General features: G+C 32.1%; 17 protein-coding genes. 9 read left to right on the top strand and 8 right to left on the bottom strand.

Features of this window, described 5'->3' with window-relative positions; genetic code table 11:
* Positions 1 to 50 precede the first annotated feature (50 nt).
* Positions 51 to 1202 (top strand): O-antigen ligase family protein, encoded by a 1152-nt coding sequence (locus ACOYLP_RS00465; RefSeq protein ID WP_422854198.1) that lies wholly within the window; start codon positions 51 to 53, stop codon positions 1200 to 1202.
* On the opposite strand, the gene wecB (ACOYLP_RS00460) is transcribed toward ACOYLP_RS00465, so the two are convergent.
* On the bottom strand, positions 1177 to 2292 hold the full coding sequence (wecB, locus tag ACOYLP_RS00460) for a non-hydrolyzing UDP-N-acetylglucosamine 2-epimerase (protein ID WP_422854197.1): 1116 nt from the start codon (positions 2290 to 2292) through the stop codon (positions 1177 to 1179). The two genes, ACOYLP_RS00465 and wecB (ACOYLP_RS00460), sit on opposite strands and share 26 nt — an antisense overlap.
* A gap of 75 nt (positions 2293 to 2367) precedes the next feature.
* Between wecB (ACOYLP_RS00460) and ACOYLP_RS00455 the strand changes: the two genes are divergently transcribed.
* The gene (locus tag ACOYLP_RS00455) at positions 2368 to 3468 is read left to right on the top strand and encodes a glycosyltransferase family 4 protein (protein WP_422854196.1); all 1101 of its coding nucleotides are present in this window, start codon (positions 2368 to 2370) and stop codon (positions 3466 to 3468) included.
* Positions 3469 to 3475: 7 nt separating this feature from the next.
* On the opposite strand, the gene ACOYLP_RS00450 is transcribed toward ACOYLP_RS00455, so the two are convergent.
* The gene (locus tag ACOYLP_RS00450) at positions 3476 to 4252 is read right to left on the bottom strand and encodes a 2OG-Fe(II) oxygenase (RefSeq protein WP_422854195.1); all 777 of its coding nucleotides are present in this window, start codon (positions 4250 to 4252) and stop codon (positions 3476 to 3478) included.
* Between the two features lie 181 nt (positions 4253 to 4433).
* Between ACOYLP_RS00450 and ACOYLP_RS00445 the strand changes: the two genes are divergently transcribed.
* Genes ACOYLP_RS00445 through ACOYLP_RS00430 form a run of 4 tightly spaced genes read left to right on the top strand, consistent with a single transcriptional unit; the run spans position 4434 to position 9216 of the window.
* Positions 4434 to 5540: a DUF1972 domain-containing protein gene (locus tag ACOYLP_RS00445; RefSeq protein ID WP_422854194.1), complete on the top strand. Its 1107-nt coding sequence runs from the start codon at positions 4434 to 4436 to the stop codon at positions 5538 to 5540.
* Positions 5482 to 6852 carry an O-antigen ligase family protein gene (locus ACOYLP_RS00440; protein WP_422854193.1) on the top strand — a complete coding sequence of 457 codons (1371 nt, stop codon included), beginning with the start codon at positions 5482 to 5484 and terminating at the stop codon, positions 6850 to 6852. Before ACOYLP_RS00445 ends, ACOYLP_RS00440 begins: the two co-directional genes overlap by 59 nt.
* Before the next feature lie 6 nt (positions 6853 to 6858).
* A complete protein-coding gene (locus ACOYLP_RS00435) occupies positions 6859 to 7842 on the top strand; it encodes a UDP-glucuronic acid decarboxylase family protein (RefSeq protein WP_422854192.1) in 984 nt (327 codons plus the stop codon).
* A 6-nt stretch (positions 7843 to 7848) separates the two neighbouring features.
* Complete coding sequence (locus ACOYLP_RS00430) at positions 7849 to 9216, top strand: undecaprenyl-phosphate glucose phosphotransferase (RefSeq protein ID WP_422854191.1); 1368 nt, start codon at positions 7849 to 7851, stop codon at positions 9214 to 9216.
* Here the strand turns inward: ACOYLP_RS00430 and ACOYLP_RS00425 are convergent.
* The 4 genes from ACOYLP_RS00425 to ACOYLP_RS00410 form a co-directional block, all read right to left on the bottom strand.
* The gene (locus tag ACOYLP_RS00425) at positions 9213 to 10397 is read right to left on the bottom strand and encodes a glycosyltransferase family 4 protein (protein ID WP_422854190.1); all 1185 of its coding nucleotides are present in this window, start codon (positions 10395 to 10397) and stop codon (positions 9213 to 9215) included. The genes ACOYLP_RS00430 and ACOYLP_RS00425 overlap by 4 nt on opposite strands.
* Positions 10398 to 10499: 102 nt before the next feature.
* Positions 10500 to 11585, bottom strand: coding sequence for a non-hydrolyzing UDP-N-acetylglucosamine 2-epimerase (wecB, locus tag ACOYLP_RS00420; protein ID WP_422854189.1), 1086 nt, complete (start codon positions 11583 to 11585; stop codon positions 10500 to 10502).
* Between the two features lie 4 nt (positions 11586 to 11589).
* Positions 11590 to 12903, bottom strand: coding sequence for a phenylacetate--CoA ligase family protein (locus ACOYLP_RS00415; RefSeq protein WP_422854188.1), 1314 nt, complete (start codon positions 12901 to 12903; stop codon positions 11590 to 11592).
* Positions 12904 to 12963: 60 nt separating this feature from the next.
* Positions 12964 to 14331, bottom strand: a complete 1368-nt coding sequence (locus ACOYLP_RS00410) for a T9SS type A sorting domain-containing protein (RefSeq protein WP_422854187.1) — start codon at positions 14329 to 14331, stop codon at positions 12964 to 12966.
* Positions 14332 to 14449: 118 nt separating this feature from the next.
* Here ACOYLP_RS00410 and purD point away from each other — a divergent pair, with 118 nt between their 5' ends.
* On the top strand, positions 14450 to 15724 hold the full coding sequence (gene purD / locus ACOYLP_RS00405; protein WP_422854186.1) for a phosphoribosylamine--glycine ligase: 1275 nt from the start codon (positions 14450 to 14452) through the stop codon (positions 15722 to 15724).
* A 34-nt stretch (positions 15725 to 15758) separates the two neighbouring features.
* Here purD and ACOYLP_RS00400 read toward each other — a convergent pair whose 3' ends face one another.
* Positions 15759 to 15989 (bottom strand): DUF6341 family protein, encoded by a 231-nt coding sequence (locus ACOYLP_RS00400; RefSeq protein WP_422854185.1) that lies wholly within the window; start codon positions 15987 to 15989, stop codon positions 15759 to 15761.
* Between the two features lie 45 nt (positions 15990 to 16034).
* On the opposite strand from ACOYLP_RS00400, the gene ACOYLP_RS00395 reads away from it, so the two are divergent.
* Positions 16035 to 16964, top strand: a complete 930-nt coding sequence (locus ACOYLP_RS00395; protein ID WP_422854184.1) for a DUF6427 family protein — start codon at positions 16035 to 16037, stop codon at positions 16962 to 16964.
* Here ACOYLP_RS00395 and upp read toward each other — a convergent pair.
* Complete coding sequence (upp, locus tag ACOYLP_RS00390; protein ID WP_422854183.1) at positions 16959 to 17612, bottom strand: uracil phosphoribosyltransferase; 654 nt, start codon at positions 17610 to 17612, stop codon at positions 16959 to 16961. The genes ACOYLP_RS00395 and upp overlap by 6 nt on opposite strands.
* A 99-nt stretch (positions 17613 to 17711) precedes the next feature.
* Here upp and ACOYLP_RS00385 point away from each other — a divergent pair, with 99 nt between their 5' ends.
* Positions 17712 to 18317 carry a DUF4254 domain-containing protein gene (locus ACOYLP_RS00385; protein ID WP_422854182.1) on the top strand — a complete coding sequence of 202 codons (606 nt, stop codon included), beginning with the start codon at positions 17712 to 17714 and terminating at the stop codon, positions 18315 to 18317.
* Positions 18318 to 18343: the final 26 nt, after the last annotated feature.

Genomic DNA, 18343 nt, shown 5'->3' with positions numbered 1-18343 from the left:
AGTTATATGTGTCTTCTTTTCGGTTAAATACATTTTTGCAAATTGTGGTCTTGTCTTTTTTTTTAATGCTTGAAAAGATACGTTTCTCTAAATCATTATTCCAACAAATTACACCTTTGCTTTATATTTTTTTGATTGGATTTGCCGGAACCATAATTCATAGATATGGTTTAGTCGATGTATTAAAAGATATTTTCCATATCATTAAACCTATTTTGGGATGTTTAATTGGCTATTTCTTCTTTGAAAAAATAAATGATTTTAAAAAGTTTGTAAAAATAATCATTGTCTGCGGCTTTATTTCAGCCATTATCCACTTTATAATTGTTTTCACTTTAGGCGACTTACTATCGGGTTCTGTATCTTCAATCAGGGAATATGGCAGAGATAATTTTTTGGAACTGTTTGCCTTAATCTTTCTAATTTTTTATAAAAAATTCAATAAAGAAAAGCTAATCCAATCGGCATTAAATCATAAGATCATTGGTTTTGTTTTAATTGTATCCAATATTCTCTATTTGTCAAGAACTATGATTGGAGTCTTTGTTATTTTGTTGCTTTCACTTTATGGCTATACCTTTATAACCAAAAGAGGCCTTCGCATTATTGGAATTGTCTTAATGGCTGTTTTAGGGCTGTATGTGTATCTTTATTCTGTAAAAGTAGATCGTTCTAAACCAGGTTTGGAATCTTTTTTATACAAAGTAAAAATGGCACCAGCCGAAGTATTTGTAACTAAAATTGATAGAGAAAACCACGCAGATTTATGGGATCATTGGCGGGGTTATGAAGCCAAAAGAGCATTTTCGCTTATGATTGATAATCCGAGTAGCTATTTGATAGGTTGTGGTTATGGTTCTTTAGTGAACCTAAAATTTTTCGCCCCTTTGACCGATAATTATAAAGATAAGGGTATGAAATACATATCTGAGCTTCATAATGGCTATGTATATGTAATTTATAAAGTTGGCTCAATAGGACTAATAATATACATTTTGCTGCTTATTAGTTGGTATAGAATAATCTATAGAGAAAAAAATTTTATAAACACAATTATTTCAGCTATTGGACTTATCTACCTTTTTACAACGCTAACTATTACGGGGATTTATAATGCGAGGGACATTATTATTTTCATTTTAGGTGCAATGTTCTATTTTAATACTAAGCATAAAATTATGCCTTCAGTAAAATCTGCTTGATTTTTTCACTAGTGGTTCCGTCACCATAAGGATTTGAAGCTGTGGCTACAGATAAATAGTAATCTTGATTTTGAATTAATTTTAATGTTTCACTCACAATTTTAGCTTTATCAGAACCTACTAATATAGCAGTCTTGGCATCAATACCTTCAGTACGTTCGGTAACCGTTCTCATAACTAAAACTGGTTTTCCGAGGCTTGGTGCTTCCTCCTGAATACCACCGGAATCTGTTAGAATAATATTGCTTTTATCCATCATCCAAATAAGTTCTGGATAATCTAAAGGGGAAATTAATTTGATATTATTTGCAATTAATTTTTGATGAGCAATCTCTTTAACATTAGGATTTAAATGAACAGGATATACAATTTCAACTAAACCTTCTTGAGATTTTGCAATTTCTAATAAAGCATCACAAATTTCCTCAAATGGTGTACCAAAATTTTCTCTGCGATGGCAAGTAACTAAAATTATTTTTTTGGAAAAATCAATCTGTGAATATTTTGAAAGTAATACTTTTTCATCTGAATTTTTTATTTTTTTTAATCCTTCAAAAAGCGCATCTATAACTGTATTTCCAACTACATAAACATTCTCGGTTATGTTTTCTTTTAGAAGATTTTCTTTAGAGTTTTCTGTTGGGCAAAAATGATAAACGGCTATTTTAGAAGTTAAAACCCTGTTCATTTCTTCCGGAAAAGGAGATAACAAATCTCCACTTCTCAAACCTGCTTCGATATGAACCACCTTAATTTTTTGGTAAAAAGCCGCTATGGCTGAAGCTAAAACAGTAGTAGTATCACCTTGAACAAAAACGAAATCAACTTTTCCCTTTAATAGAATTTCATCGGTAATCCTTGAAACTAAATCAGATGTCAACTGATGAAGAGTCTGATTTGGTTTCATGATGTTTAAATCATAATCTACTTTGATGTCAAAAAATGACAAAACCTGATCAAGCATTTCCCTATGTTGTGCAGTTACTCCAACTTTTACCTCAAAATTATTATCGGCTGATAAACTTGAGATTAATGGAGCCATTTTGATTGCTTCGGGGCGAGTTCCAAAAAGGAATAGTACTTTTTTCATTTACTATTTTTTGTGTTTTAGAAGGGATGTAAAACTACTAATAAAAACTATATTTGCAACTATCAAAAATAGTATATGAGAGTTTTATTTCAGACAAGGACAAATCTTTTCGATGCTCCCGGAGGTGATTTAATACAAATTTTGAAAACTAAAGAGTTTCTTGAAAAAAGAGGAATTCAAGTTGATATTTCACTTGAGTTTGAACCCAATTTAGATATATATGATTTGGTGCATTTATTCAATCTGATGGATCCGGAAGACATTTATTTACAAATGCTAAATGCTAAGAAGCAAAACAAAAAAATTGCGCTTTCAACTATTTATGGATTGTACAGTGAATTTGAAAGGAAAGCTAGAGGTGGACTTTTTCAAATTGTGGCCAATATCATAACACCAAATCAAATAAATTATATTAAAATCTTTATAAAACATTATAAAGAAAAGCGAATGCACAAAGGGGTTTATAAAATGCTGCTGAAAGGAAATTACAGACTTACCAAGGAAATAGTTGACAATACAGATGTTTTCTTGCCAAATTCTGGTTCAGAAATGAATCGCGTAGCTAGGGAATATAAACTTAAGGACTATAAGTTTGTTAGTGTACCTAATGCTGTTGATAAAGCGGTTTTTTTTGATGACAATCAAACAGAAGAAGAAAATCCATTTCAACAATTCAAAGATTGTATTGTTTGTGCTGCACGTATTGAAGGCAGAAAATCAACATTGAACTTAGTGCGTGCCGTTAAAAATACAGATTATAAATTGGTTTTGATAGGTAAAGCATCTGCTAATCAAACAAAATATGTTGAACAAGTATACAAAGAAGCAGGTGACAACGTGTATTTTCTTGGAGCTATTCCACATGAAGAATTGAAAAACCTTTACAAAGTTGCCAAAGTTCATGCGCTTGTTAGCTGGATGGAAACGCCAGGATTATCATCTCTCGAAGCTGCGGCTATGGGCTGCAATATTGTAGTTACCAAAAAAGGTGATACAGAAGACTACTTTGAGGATTATGCCTTTTACTGCAAACCAGATGATGTGGCCTCAATCAAAAACGCGATAGATTTGGCTTATAATTCACCAGTAAATCCCGAACTAAAACAGAAAATATTAGAAAACTATACCTGGGAAAAAACAGCAGAAGAAACAATAAAGGGTTATAATCTACTTTAAAATTTTCTTATTGATTTTTAGCTGTAGCGCTTCCAAAGAATTTGTTTTTTGTTTTAACTAAAAAATTGTAATTTTTAGCAAATTGCTTTTTCAAAAAAGAAGCATCTTCCTTAGGAAACCAATCCGTAGTTCTTGGAGTTTCAATTAAACGTTCATGAACTTGATAGGCGTAAGTTGCTATCGAAGTTCTAAATCTTCCATCAGGGAAGTTGGTCATGTCATACCCGTGAAGAGTGTAGGGTCCACATTGTTGAATAATCAAGCGATTAAAAGGCACAGCTAATTCAGCTTCTTCATTAGTTCTTAAGTCTTTGATTTTTAATTCCCCTTTATATTCTGGTTTCCAATCTTTGTTTAAGTATAACAATAAATTTAATTCTCGATACCAGTTTTTGTTCATTGGATGATAATTAAAATCCAAGTGCATATCTAAAAAGCTGTTTTTCTTTCCTTGGTGCAAGCCACCCCCAAAATTTTTTGGATCAACAAAAGTTTTTTTAGCAGTAATATGGGTTAAGATTTTATTAAACCTCTCCGAAGACAAATCATTATACAACTCTAAAAACTCAGGGCAAATTTCTTTATAATTCGACTTTTCAAATTTGTTATTTGCAAATGCATAGTCACGACTTTTGTTATTTAATTCTGGAACAGAATTATATGCCTTGTTTAATTTTTCTTCATCACAAAAATCATCAATAATAAGATGTGGAAATGGTTGAGCGGTTAAATATTGAGTACGTAACGAATCTAAATTTTTTTCAAGAATATCAAAATTTATCATAGCAAGAACATTTATTTTAGGTCTACAAAAATAGAAATTAAAAGTTTATAAAAAACATGATTAAAATCATAAATGCTCATAGTACATGTAATAAAAAAGAACAATAAAAATATTTTGCAATTAAAGCTATTTAATTAGTATTGTATTTTCCTATTTTTGTGACTTCAAAAGAGTTGTCTTCATGAAAATAGCCATACTAGGAACCCGTGGCGTACCCAATTATTACGGAGGTTTTGAGCAGTTTGCTGAATTTTTTTCAGTTTATCTTGCCCAAAATGGGCACGAGGTGTATTGCTATAATTCACATGACCATCCATTTCAGGAAAAAGACTTTCACGGAGTAAACATTATTCATCAATACGACCCGGAATATAAATTGGGAACCTTCGGGCAATTCATTTATGATTACAATTGTATCATGGATTCGCGCAACAGAGACTTTGATATCATTTTGCAATTGGGATATACAAGCAATTCGGTTTGGCATTTTTTATTACCTAAAAAATCAATCATCATTACCAATATGGATGGATTAGAGTGGAAAAGAACAAAATACTCTAAACCGGTACAACAATTTCTAAAGTTTGCTGAAAGGTTAGCAGCAAATAATAGTGACTTTTTGGTTTCAGATTCATTAGGAATCCAAAAGTTTCTTCAATGGAAATATAAAAAAGAGTCTACATATATCGCTTATGGTGCCAATCCTTTTTCTACTCCAAACGAAGATGTTTTAAAGCAATACGACGTAGAAAAAGAAAATTTCAACATGATAATGGCGCGTTTTGAACCTGAAAACAATTTAGATATGGTTCTGGAAGGCGTAGCGATGAATGAAGATAAAATGCCAATATTAGTCGTTGGAAAACACATGACTAAATACGGTGAATATTTAAAAAACAAATTCAAAGATCATTCGAATATTCGATTCGTAGGCGGAATTTATAACTTGGAAAACTTGAATAACCTTCGTTATTTTTCTAATATCTATTTTCACGGACACTCTGTTGGCGGAACTAACCCATCTTTGTTAGAAGCAATGGCCTCTAAAGCATTAGTAATTGCACATAACAATGATTTTAATAAAGGAATTTTAAAGGAGAACAGCTATTATTTCTCCAATTCGTATGAGGTAAAAAATATTCTAAATACAATCAAAAAAAATGATAACTTGCGATTGGTTCAAAACAATTTTGATTCGATTGTGAACGAATTTAATTGGGAAAAAATAAATGGAGAATATTTACAACTTTTCGAAGAATGTTATTCAAAATCTGTTAAAAGAAAATAAAAGTAACAACTCTTTTATTCCAATACTTTTAGTACTTTCTACCATCCCTTTGTCATTTGCAATTAACAATATTTCTTTAGGAATATTTTTGTTGGTTTCTTTTATTACTTTAAAAAAGGAAAATATCAAACTACAAAAAGAGTTGATTTTTCCGGTCTTGCTTTATGCTTTAATGGTTATTTCTTTTTTTTGGTCTATAGATTCGAAAGAAACACTTTCCGCTTTATCAAAAGAAGTCCCATTACTATTAATTCCATTGGGTTTTATAATTTTTAAAACAAATACATCAGCCCAAAAAAGAAAGATCATAGAATATTACAGCTATGTCATCGTTGCATTTGTTTTGTATTATTTGTTCAGAGCCATAATTCGCTATTTTATATTTGGAGATGCAAGAATGTTCTTTTATCATGGAGAAAATGATAAAGATTACGGACTTGTTCCAAAACTGCTGAATGCTATTCATATATCGGTTTTTGTGGCCATTGCTTTCTTTTATTTTTTTACTAAAGAAATAAAATCTAAAGCTGATACCATATTTTCTATTTTACTTTTCGGATTTATATTACTGCTCTCTTCCAAAAATATCATACTCGTTGTTATAGTACTATCACTTATAAACATATTCTTTTTTTCGAAAACAGCAAACAAATTAAGGTTAAGAAACCTAATTGTTTTTGGATTACTAATTGTAATACTCTTTTCAATCGGAAGAATAAAAAACCGATTTAAAGAAGAATTCCAAACAAACACAGACAAAAGCTTAAGCACATCCGTAGTTGAAGGAATTCCACCTAGAGTGTATTATGTGAGTTTGAAAGAAGCATGGTCAAACCCAACGTTTACACCTAATGATTACTTCAATGGAACAGCCTTTAGGGTTTATCAATTTAGAATTTTTACTGAGTTGATGAATGAAAATAATGCATTCTTAACAGGGTTCGGATTGAATGCTTCTTATTCGAAAATAAAAGAAAAAGCGATTCAGTACAATCTTTATATGGGGGTTGAAAACGACCCAGATAGTGGTTATCAATCGAAGAATTTTCACAACCAATATGTTCAAAATTTCGCTGAATTAGGTTTTTTTGGTTTTTTATTGATAGTAATAATGCTATTTGTTAACGTAAAAAATGCATTTAAAACTAAAGATTTTATACATTTTGCTTTCGCAATTCTAATGATAAGTTTATTTTTGACAGAATCATTTCTATGGAGACAAAGAGGAGTTGTGTTTTTTACCATGATGTATTGCCTTTTTAATTCTGTTCCGAAGGTTCAGGATATTCAAAATAGCTCCAAAGCAGAATAAGAAAATATGAAAAGAATATTAATTACAGGTGCAGCGGGTTTCTTGGGCTCACATCTTTGTGATCGTTTTATAGCAGAAGGCTATTCTGTTATCGGAATGGATAATTTGATAACAGGCGATTTAAAGAATATCGAGCATTTATTTAAACTTCAAAATTTTGAATTTTATCATCACGATGTTACCAAATTTGTTCACTTACCTGGACATTTAGATTATATTCTTCATTTTGCATCTCCGGCAAGTCCCATAGATTATTTAAAAATTCCAATTCAAACCTTAAAGGTTGGTTCACTTGGAACACATAACCTTTTAGGGTTAGCCCGAGTAAAAAAAGCCAGAATTCTTATAGCCTCAACTTCTGAAATTTATGGCGATCCATTAGTGCATCCGCAAACAGAAGATTACTATGGTAACGTTAACACAATCGGACCAAGAGGTGTTTATGATGAAGCCAAACGTTTTCAGGAATCAATCACAATGGCTTACCACACGTTTCACGGTGTAGAAACAAGAATAGTTAGAATATTTAATACTTATGGACCAAGAATGCGATTGAATGATGGTCGAGTTATTCCGGCCTTCATTGGACAAGCATTACGTGGTGAAGATTTGACCATCTTTGGAGACGGAAGTCAAACCCGTTCCTTTTGCTATGTCACCGATCAAGTAGAAGGTATATACAGGTTACTTCATTCAGATTATTCTCAGCCTGTAAACGTTGGTAATCCAAACGAGATTACGATTAAAGATTTTGCAGATGAAATAATTAAATTGACTGGCACTACTCAAAAAGTTGTTTACTATCCTTTGCCAATTAATGATCCAATGCAACGCCAACCTGATACAACTCGAGCAAAAGAAATATTAGGTTGGGAAGCCAAAGTTTCACGAGAAGAAGGAATGAAATTAACCTACGAATATTTCAAATCACTTTCATCTGAAGAACTTTTAAAAGAAGATCATAAGAATTTTAAAAGTTATATCCACTAGTATCTTATGGCTACACAGCATACAGGAAGGTATTCAAAATACATTAGACCGTTTAGTGTAATATTCGATTTAATTGTTATAACAATATTTAGTCTTTATTTCTTTAGGGATTTAAGACTTAATATGCTATATTATTTGAGCTACCAAACGATCACTTGGATTTCAATTGCGGTTATAGTTCGATATTATGAAATTTTTAGGTTTACAACTCCTGTTGATATTCTCACTAAACTGATTAAGCAATTCAGTGTGTTTTTACTAATTGTCATTGCTTTTTTTCCTTTTGCAAAAACGTCAATTTTTAGTGGTTCGGCTGTAGCGCTTTTTATGTCTGTTACTTTCATTAGTGTTGTTGCTTTTAAAACTTTTTTATTTATTTATTTAAAAAGATATAGGATTGTTACAGGAAGTAATTACAGAAATGCAATTATCATTGGATATACACCAGAAGCAATTCGGTTAAAGGAAGTTTTCGAAACAAGGATAGACTATGGCTATAGGTTTTTGGGATATTTCTCAGACAAAAAACAGAATCCAAATATTGTTGGGAAAATAGACGACATTAAAAGCTTTACCATAGAAAATAAAATAGATGAAATTTATTGTTCTTTAAACGAAATTTCAAATGAAAAACTAAAAGAGTTAGTCGAATTTGCCGATGATAATAAAAAGACAATTAAATTCATTCCTGATACTAAAGAAATTTTTTCTAAAAATTTAAAAGTAGATTATTACGAATTATTTCCGGTTTTATCTCTTCAAAAAACGCAATTGCATAATCCGTTTATAAAAAAAATCAAAAGAGTTTTTGATATTGTTTTTTCATTAATTGTTATAATTTTTTTGTTGTTGTGGTTGATTCCTATTTTGGCTATTTTAATAAAATTAGAATCAAAAGGTCCGGTATTTTTCAAGCAGGGAAGACCTGGAATGGATGAAAAAGAGTTTTTCTGTTATAAATTTCGTTCTATGCAAGTAAATGGATATACTGAAAAAGAAGCTTCCAAAAACGATCCAAGAGTTACTAAAATGGGGAAATTTATGCGAAAAACAAGTATGGATGAGTTGCCTCAGTTTTTTAATGTACTATTGGGAGAAATGTCGGTTGTTGGTCCAAGACCACACTTATGGTCACAAAACAAAGCATATGCTAGTAAAATAAAGAAATACATGGTTCGCCATTACGTTAAACCTGGCATTACAGGTTTGGCACAAGTTAAAGGATTTAGAGGAGAAATTGAAACCGAAGAAGATATGGTAAACCGAATAAAACTGGATGTCTTTTATATCGAAAATTGGTCGTTAATCATGGACATAAAAATCATTTTTCAAACTGTATTTAATATCTTTAAAGGAGAAGATAAAGCCTATTAGAAAACCTCTTTTTCAATCAGATTTTTCACTTGATTATCTAAATCAAATACCCTTTGGCTTTTCTCAAAAATTTGTCTTTTCATTAAATCCAATTCAGTCTTTTTTACGGAGGAAATAATTTTGATTTTTTCATTCAAATCGTTATAATCACCAACAGTTGCAACCCAGCCCAAATTATTCTCAATAACAATACTTTCGCCTTCGCCGCCACCAAAATACATTATCGGAAATCCAAGTGAGCCATATTCAAAAATCTTGGAAGGAACAGAACCGTAAATCCTTGTTTTTAGCGGAACAATAGCAACATCAAACGATTTTAGCCGTTGATGCAATTCCGATCTGTCCAACATTCCGTGGAAGAATAGCCGTTGTTCTTTTTTAGAAGATATTAAACCTTCAAGCAGCGTTTTTTCGACTCCATCACCAAAGATGTGCAATTCAACATTAAGTCCTTTTAAATCGATTTTTTGACATAGTTCATATACGCCTTGAGCAATTCCGAGAAGTCCTGCATAGAAAATTTTTACAGGTTGATTTTCTTCTGTTATTAATTCTATTTCAGAAACATTATGATCCGGAAAATTGCGATATAAGAAGCATTTTTTATCCGGGAATAAAGTATTAACGTGTGAGATAATTTCGTTGGATTGTCCTAAAATTAAGGTCGCTTTTTTATAAATGTAGCGTTCAAAAAACAATGAGAATTTATGTGAAAATGAATCTTTTTTTAAGGCACTCAATTCAATCGCTGCCATAGGCCATAAATCAGAAATATTTAAAATTATTTTTTTGTTTTTTAAAGAAAGCACAAAAACCGAAATAAACGATAGTAATAGAGGCGGCGATTGTACAATGACTTTTTTTGGTATTTTTTTAAATAATAAATAGAAAAACAGCATTGCTGAAAATGATAAAACCGAAATAATTCGAATCAGTAAATTTTTGCTAACACTTGGATAAATCCAAAGACGTTTCACAGTAATGCCATCGCGATTTTCCGTTACCGAAAATTTGCTTTTATATTCATCAAATAGCTCCCCTTTTGGGTAATTTCCTAATGGACAGATTACGGAAACGTTATATTTATTTTGATTTAATTTTAAAGCCAACTGCTCAATTCTATTGGCAGCTGCGCCTTTTTCAGGCGGATAATAATTGGATATGATAAGTATTTCTTCCATTTTTTTACCACTAAGACGCTAAGTCAGCACTAAGCTCACAAAGCAATCAATTTTTATAAAAACTAAATAGAGTTCTTTGAGCATTCTTTGTAAGCTTTGTGGTTAAATCTTTAGTAAAATATCGATTATTCTTTCTGAAGCTTTTCCATCCCAAAGTTTTGGAATACTTGCTTTTCTTGGGCCATTTTCCAAAAATTCTCCAAATATTTTTTCTAAATTTTCAATCGAAGTCCCAACTATAGTATTGGTTCCAATAGTTTGTGTTTCGGGTCTTTCGGTATTATTTCTCATAGTGAAACAAGGAATTCCCAGCACGGTAGTTTCTTCTGAAATTCCGCCAGAATCAGTTATTACCGCAAAACTGTTTTTGATTAAATACATAAAGTTTAGATAGCCTTGTGGCTCAACAAAAATGATGTTCTTCAGTTTTAAATTGGTTTCTCCCAAAATCGCCTTGGTTCTAGGATGTATAGGGAAAATCACTTTTTTGTCACCATCCATTTTGTCTATGCCGCTAAGAAGTTTTACCAAAGACTGCTCTTCATCAACATTAGCAGGACGGTGCAATGTTAGGATTATATATTTTCCGACTTCTAAATCATACTCATCCCAAAAATTTGGAGCTGATATTCTATCCAAATTTTGATATAAAGTATCAATCATCACATTGCCCACAAAATGGATTGTAGAAGAATCGGTTCCATATTTTAAGAGATTATCTCCAGCCCAAGTTGAGGTTGTAAAGAAATAATCGGTAATGCTATCAGTGACAATTCTGTTAATTTCTTCGGGCATGGTCATATCACCTGAACGGATTCCGGCTTCAACATGAGCAACCTTTATGTTTAATTTTTTGGCAACAATAGCACACGCCATAGTCGAATTGACATCGCCAACAACTAAAACCAAATCGCAAGGGTTTTGTATCAGTTCTTGTTCAAATGCAATCATTATGGCAGCAGTTTGAACAGATTGTGAACCGCTTTTGACTTCCAGATTTGCATTTGGATGTGGTATATTTAATTCCTCAAAAAAGGTATCGCTGAGATTTTTATCGTAGTGCTGTCCCGTATGAACTAGACGATAGGAAAGCTTTTCTCCTTCGTTTTGTTTTTTTTCAATCGCTTTAATAATGGGTGCGATTTTAATAAAATTTGGTCTTGCGCCTGCGACTAAGGTAATTTTCAATTTTTTATTTTATTAAGGAAACAAACTGTTTCAGTTTTCCGCTTTTACTACGTTCTAGTTTTTCATTTCTGATAAATGAAAAAGTCAGGCCATTTTCTAAATAAGTTGTAATGGCTTTTTCAATTTGTTGAATTTGAAGTTTGGTTAATTCAAATTCGCTTACATATTCGATGTTAAAAGTATCGATTTTGGTTTGTTTTATCACAAATTCTTTTACATTTCCATCGTCTTCAATAATGCTTTTGGTAACATAATAAAAGGTCAATCCTGGCGATTTTTTTCCGCTTGGTAAAATAGCAATATCGTTGGTTCGACCAATAAGTTTCTTAAGAATACGTTTTTTAGAAGTACTTTTTTCGTCTAAAATTCCAACATCGCCAATATCATATCTGATAAATGGATGCGCTTTGTTATATAATGATGTTATCACAATTCTGCCTTCTTTACCATTTGGCAAAACGTTGTTTTCTTCGTCTAAAATTTCTACAAATAAGGTTTCAGAATTCAATTGCCAATCACCTTCCTGATTTTGAAATGCAATTAAATCAAGTTCAGAAGCGCCATATTCATTGATAACAGGAACGCCAAATTGTTTTTCAAGCAGCATTTTATCATCATCAAAAAGCATTTCAGAGGTTACAATGCAGCATTTTAGCGTTGGGCAAACGGTCGTTAAAACAATACTTTTCTTTTGTAAAAATTTAGCAAATAATACTACCGAACTAGTGTAACCATTAATATAATCGAATTTTTTATTTTTAAATTTAATTAAGACTTTTTCTAAAACGTCATCGGACAAATTAAAAATGGTAAAACGATAACGATTACCCAAAAGGTCTTTAATACGCTCTTTTTTTTTACCAATAAAATCGAATGGGATTCCGTAAAATCGGGCCTGCAAAGACGTATTAAAATTAATTCCAAACCAGCCAAAACAACGAATGTTATTTGCCCATGTTAGCGCATGACAAAATTTATCTTTGGCAAAAATAAAAGGATCTCCACTTGAACCAGATGTTTTATTTACATAAACATTCGATGGAGAATATCCTTCTGAAAGTCTATCTTTGAGTGGCTTTTGAAATTCTTTTTTAGTCATTACCGGAAGTTCACTCCAATTTGCAAAAGAAGTTTTTCCGACAAAGGCTTGATATGATTTGTTGTGTTTTAAATGGTACTCAACAATTTCTTTTTTCTTTTGATTTATATAATTCCCATAATCAATTTCTGAAACAGACAGAATCTTTTCCAATTCGGTAGTCGATTCCTTTATTGGGAAACCATTTAGTTTGAGCGATAAATTGAAAAAGTTGAACATAAGTCAATAAAAAAGGGCCAACGAATATGTCAGCCCTTAAAAATACTATTTTATTTGGAATTAATTTTTAAGAATTTTAACCACTTCTTTTATATTGTTAGAACTTAATTCAAAGAAATAAGCACCACTAGAAAGGTTAGAAACATCAACAGTATTTTCAATCCCATTTAATGATTTAGTCATAACTATTTTACCAGTTAAATCAGTAACTGATAAAACTACTGTTTCTACATCTGGAGTCGAGATTGTTACTAAAGAAGATGCAGGGTTTGGATAAACCTTGAACTTAGTTAGAGTTGCAGCATTATCTAAACCTAATGGACCTGATAATTTAAAAATACCTGCACTACCTAAAGGATCACCATCGCTAAATCCAGCACACCATCCTGTACTTGCATTTAAAAAAGCTGAGGCACCTCTTTGCTCTATTCCACCCACTTCAAGATCTGTCCACGTTGCGCCATTATTATAACTAATAGATGTTCCTACGGGAGCTGCTTGAGAAGTAGCAACAATATTGGTAGTTCCAGGAATGTAATTAAGTATTTGTCTCGTACCAGTAAAAGTTGCACCAGCACTCCATGTAGACCCGCCATTTGTAGTAGTGTAGTAAGTATAAACAGGAGTAGCCACAGTTCCAGAGGTTTTTAATAAATAACCATTGTTTGTATCACTAAAAATTACTCTTCCACTATTTCCAGGTAAAGCTGCGCCAAAATCTGTTAACGGCGCTTGAGCTACAGTCCAAGTCACTCCCGCATCTGTAGTTCTATACAAACGGCCTTTATTTGTTGTGAACCACAACGTATTTCCAACACCAGTCGGAACGGTATTCCAGCCATATTCTCCGCTTAATGGGTTTGGTAAGGCGGCAGCAGAAAGCATAGTCCAGTTAGCACCACCATCTGTAGTTCTGTAAATTTCAAATTCACCCAATCCCGAACCAATTGGGTCACCATAAGCAATACCAACATTTGCATTAAAAAAATAAACTCCATTTAAAAAAGAAGAACCTGCTGTTTGAAAACAGCTAGCACATTGTTGTGTCCAAGTAGCTCCACTATCAGAAGTTTTGTAAATATAACCAACACCATTATTAGCATCCCCACTAATATTGTTAATAGCCGAAACCCAAGCAGTAGTTGCGCTTACAGGACATATATTATTTAATTCCCAAACACTATTACCCACATTAATAGTTCCAGAAGTCCAAGAAGTACCACCATTTGTTGTTAATGTAAATTCTTGAACATTTGCACCAAGACCAGATCCATCATAAGCCATAGCCCATACAGTATTAGCGTCAACAATGTGAACTTCGCTTAAACCCCTGCTAGCATCGGCAAAGCCTGTACCTTGAGAAATCCACTGCGCGTTTATTATTGAAGTTAAGCCAATTAAAGAAAAAGTAAGTAATATTTTTTTCATAAGTTTTTAGTTTTTAATTAAGTGAAGCAAAAATAGCATTTTTATTTAATCTACTACAATTTTTAATACAACTATAAAGTGCAAAAGATTATTTTTGCAATCAAAAACAAATAAAAAGATGGTTATCTTACTACTTGGTTCAGGCGGAAGGGAACATGCATTAGCAAGTAAAATGCTTCAAAGTTCTAAATGTTCAACACTTTTTGTTGCTCCTGGAAATGCCGGAACTGCCGCAATAGCAACTAACATTCCAATCAATCCAACAGACTTTATCGAATTGAAATCGTTTGCAATTCAAGAAAAAGTTGAAATGCTTGTTGTTGGTCCTGAAGACCCATTAGTATCAGGTATTTATGATTTTTTCAAAAATGATTCAGAGTTAAGTCATATTCCGGTTATTGGTCCATCAAAAGTAGGAGCTCAATTGGAAGGGAGTAAAGAATTTGCTAAAGAATTTCTCGTTAAACATAAAATTCCAACCGCAGCTTATGATAGTTTTACGGCAGCAACGGTCGAAAAAGGATGCCTATTTTTAGAAACACTGCAACCTCCTTATGTTTTAAAAGCAGATGGATTAGCCGCAGGGAAGGGAGTCTTAATTATTCAAGATTTAGAAGAAGCAAAAACAGAATTACGAAATATGTTGGTTCATGCCAAATTTGGTAATGCAAGCGCCAAAGTTGTTATTGAAGAGTTTCTTGATGGAATTGAATTGAGTTGTTTTGTATTAACAGACGGGCAGCAATATAAAATTTTACCAACAGCAAAAGACTATAAACGAATTGGAGAAGGCGATACAGGATTAAATACCGGCGGAATGGGAGCAATCTCTCCGGTGCCATTCGTAGACTCCGTTTTGTTAGATAAAATAGAAACTCGAATTGTAAAACCAACCGTTGAAGGTTTACAAAAAGATGGAATTGAATACAAAGGGTTTATTTTTATTGGATTAATTATCGTCAAAAACGAACCAATAGTTATCGAGTATAACGTTAGAATGGGTGATCCTGAAACGGAAGTGGTAATTCCGAGAATAAAATCTGATTTGGTGGAATTATTTCAAGCCGTAGCGAATGGAAATTTAAATGATGTTTCGTTAGCTATTGATCAAAGAAGTGCCACAACTGTAATGATTGTTTCCGGCGGTTATCCTGAAGAGTATGAAAAAGGTAAAGAAATTTTCGGATTAGATAAAATGGAAGATTCGCTTGTTTATCATGCCGGGACAAAAATTGAAAATGGTAAATTGGTAACTAATGGCGGAAGGGTTTTGGCCATCACTTCTTTTGGGAATGATTTTCAGGAGGCCATAAAAAAATCTTACCAAAATATAGACAAGCTACATTTTGATAAGATGTATTTTAGAAAAGATATCGGCAAAGATTTAAAATAATCCCTAATTTCTACCTTTGGGGATTAAAGAGCTTTTACTTTAAAAAAGAATGTGCCGTTGTATCTTGGTTTTCTTCGTTGTTAGCTCTATGTTTTGCCAATTCTTTACACCAGTAAACAATGTAATAACTGCAGACAATAATCAAAGACCAGCTAACGATATTCGCTAACCACCAACTACTTAACTCCAAAGTCCTTAATAAATCAAGAGGTTTGAATAAGAAATCTACAAATAAAGATTGAATGCCTTCAAAAAATGCTCTCATTTTATAAAATGTTATATTTACAGCACAAATGTATAAAATATCCTTATGATAACAAGCGTTTTTAAAAAATCTACTCCACTTAATATTGCTTTGGTGGTGGTTCTGTTACTGATTTTCTTTTTTATGTATCAGTCACGCGATTTGTTTACAACTATTTTTTCTAACGGATTTTCAAAAACAGCATTACTTGTTTTGTTATTATTAACGTCTTTTTTCTTGGTTAATTTTACAGTAAAAAAGAACAACCTTACCAAAAATAGTAGTTACACTATTTTATTTTTCTTATTGTTTCTGCTTGTTTTTCCATCCATCTTTATTAATTTAAATTTATTGTTATCCAATTTCTTTCTACTATTGGCTATAAGAAGATTGATTTCTTTACAAACTTTAAAAGCTCCGAAAGAAAAGATTTTCGATGCTTCGATATGGATTTTTATTGCCAGCTTGTTTCATTTTTGGAGTATTCTATTTATTCTTCTGGTCTATATTTCGATATTTTTCCACGTTTCAAGAGATTTCAGAAACTGGCTTTTACCATTTGTGGCTTTTTTTGCAACAGTAATTATATTTTTATTTTCTGCTTTAGCATTTGATAAATCATGGATAACTTATTTAATAAATCAAACACAAACCAATTTTCAATTAGATTATTTTACCAATAATTATCAAAATATAGCACTATCATTTTTTGTTGTAATTGTTATGTATTTTCTACTATCACTTGTTTTTTCTTTGACCAACAAACCATTGATTTTACAGGCATCTTATAAGAAAATGATTTTTGGGTTACTAATAGGAATAACCGTTTTTTTGATTTCGCCGGATAAAAACAATGAGATGTTGGTTTTTACATTTATGCCACTATCCGTTGTGTGCACCATAAACATAGAATATTCTCAAAGTAAAATTTATCAGGAAATAGCTTTGTTGTTACTAATTACAGGATGTTTTTTTAGTTTTTTTTCCCAACTATAATTTGCTTCCATAAGCCAAATCACCGGCATCACCAAGTCCTGGTATAATATAGTTTTTTTCGTTAAGTTTTTCATCAATAGCGGCAATCCAAAGATGAAAATTATCAGGAAGATTTTTTTGAAGATAAGCAATGCCTTCCGGAGCAGCAATTACCACTGCAATATGAATTTCTTTCGGTTTTTGTTCCAAATGTAATTTATGTAAAACCGCCACTATAGATTGTCCTGTGGCTAACATGGGATCAATTAAAATCAGGTTTTTATTTTCAAAAGAAGGAGCTGCTTGGTATTCAACTAAAATATCAAATTTATCATCGTTGTCATAATGATGGCGATAGGCTGATACAAAGCCATTTTCGGCATTGTCAAAAATATTCATAAACCCGGTATGCAAGGCCAATCCGGCACGAAGAATAGAACACAATACCACATGATCGGCAATTGTGGTTGTATGTTTGATGCCTAGAGGAGTTTGAACATCAATAGCTTTATATTCTAAAGTTTTACTCAGTTCATACGCCATTATTTCACCAATGCGCTCTATGTTTTTCCGAAAACGCATACTGTCTTTTTGAATGTTTACATCGCGAATTTGTGCCAAAAAATGATTGAGAATACTATTGTTTTCAGAAATATTGTGAAGATGCATGATTGTGGGAATTTGTATGTTTACGTAAAAGTATAAAAACTATCTTTGCACTCGAGACCTTTTTGTCGAATTGGATAAAATAAAATAAAAATTAACCTTATGTTCTCACAATTTGCATTTCCTGTTTTCGAACAAAGTATTAAAGATTATCACATTATAGACGATGTGTATCAACCAACTTTGAACCCATACACCAAAGGAACTATTGAATATTTATTGTACGCCAAAAACTGGGTTGATACCGTACAATGGCATTACGAAGACATTATTCGTGACCCAAATATTGATCCTGTTGCAGCTTTGGTTTTGAAGAGAAAAATAGATGCCTCCAATCAGGTTCGTACGGATATGGTGGAATATATTGACAGTTATTTTCTGCAAAAGCATAAAGATGTTAAAGTAAAGCCAGATGCAAAAATCAATACCGAAAGTCCGGCATGGGCAATCGATCGTTTATCCATTTTGGCTTTGAAAATTTATCACATGAATGAAGAGGCCAATCGTAACGAAGCAACTGCTGAGCACAGAGCTAAATGTCAAGAGAAATTGAACATTCTGTTAGACCAAAAAACCGACATGTTCATTTCTATAAACGATTTATTGACTGACATTGAAAACGGCGACAAATTCATGAAAGTGTATAAGCAAATGAAAATGTATAACGATGACGATTTGAATCCGGTTTTGTACCAAAATAAAAAATAATCCTTATTGTAATTCCCACAAAGGAG

Source organism: Flavobacterium sp., from assembly GCF_049318325.1.
Lineage (GTDB): Bacteria > Bacteroidota > Bacteroidia > Flavobacteriales > Flavobacteriaceae > Flavobacterium.
The sequence above is the reverse complement of the archived record's forward strand: the minus strand, read 5'-3'. Positions and strand labels throughout refer to the sequence as shown.

Coding starts and splice junctions, on each gene's coding strand:
- wecB (WP_422854197.1), bottom strand. CDS start 2,292: ATGAAAAAAGTACTATTCCTTTTTGGAACTCGCCCCGAAGCAATCAAA.
- ACOYLP_RS00455 (WP_422854196.1), top strand. CDS start 2,368: ATGAGAGTTTTATTTCAGACAAGGACAAATCTTTTCGATGCTCCCGGA.
- ACOYLP_RS00450 (WP_422854195.1), bottom strand. CDS start 4,252: ATGATAAATTTTGATATTCTTGAAAAAAATTTAGATTCGTTACGTACT.
- ACOYLP_RS00445 (WP_422854194.1), top strand. CDS start 4,434: ATGAAAATAGCCATACTAGGAACCCGTGGCGTACCCAATTATTACGGA.
- ACOYLP_RS00440 (WP_422854193.1), top strand. CDS start 5,482: ATGGAGAATATTTACAACTTTTCGAAGAATGTTATTCAAAATCTGTTA.
- ACOYLP_RS00435 (WP_422854192.1), top strand. CDS start 6,859: ATGAAAAGAATATTAATTACAGGTGCAGCGGGTTTCTTGGGCTCACAT.
- ACOYLP_RS00430 (WP_422854191.1), top strand. CDS start 7,849: ATGGCTACACAGCATACAGGAAGGTATTCAAAATACATTAGACCGTTT.
- ACOYLP_RS00425 (WP_422854190.1), bottom strand. CDS start 10,397: ATGGAAGAAATACTTATCATATCCAATTATTATCCGCCTGAAAAAGGC.
- ACOYLP_RS00415 (WP_422854188.1), bottom strand. CDS start 12,903: ATGTTCAACTTTTTCAATTTATCGCTCAAACTAAATGGTTTCCCAATA.
- ACOYLP_RS00410 (WP_422854187.1), bottom strand. CDS start 14,331: ATGAAAAAAATATTACTTACTTTTTCTTTAATTGGCTTAACTTCAATA.
- purD (WP_422854186.1), top strand. CDS start 14,450: ATGGTTATCTTACTACTTGGTTCAGGCGGAAGGGAACATGCATTAGCA.
- ACOYLP_RS00400 (WP_422854185.1), bottom strand. CDS start 15,989: ATGAGAGCATTTTTTGAAGGCATTCAATCTTTATTTGTAGATTTCTTA.
- ACOYLP_RS00395 (WP_422854184.1), top strand. CDS start 16,035: ATGATAACAAGCGTTTTTAAAAAATCTACTCCACTTAATATTGCTTTG.
- upp (WP_422854183.1), bottom strand. CDS start 17,612: ATGCATCTTCACAATATTTCTGAAAACAATAGTATTCTCAATCATTTT.
- ACOYLP_RS00385 (WP_422854182.1), top strand. CDS start 17,712: ATGTTCTCACAATTTGCATTTCCTGTTTTCGAACAAAGTATTAAAGAT.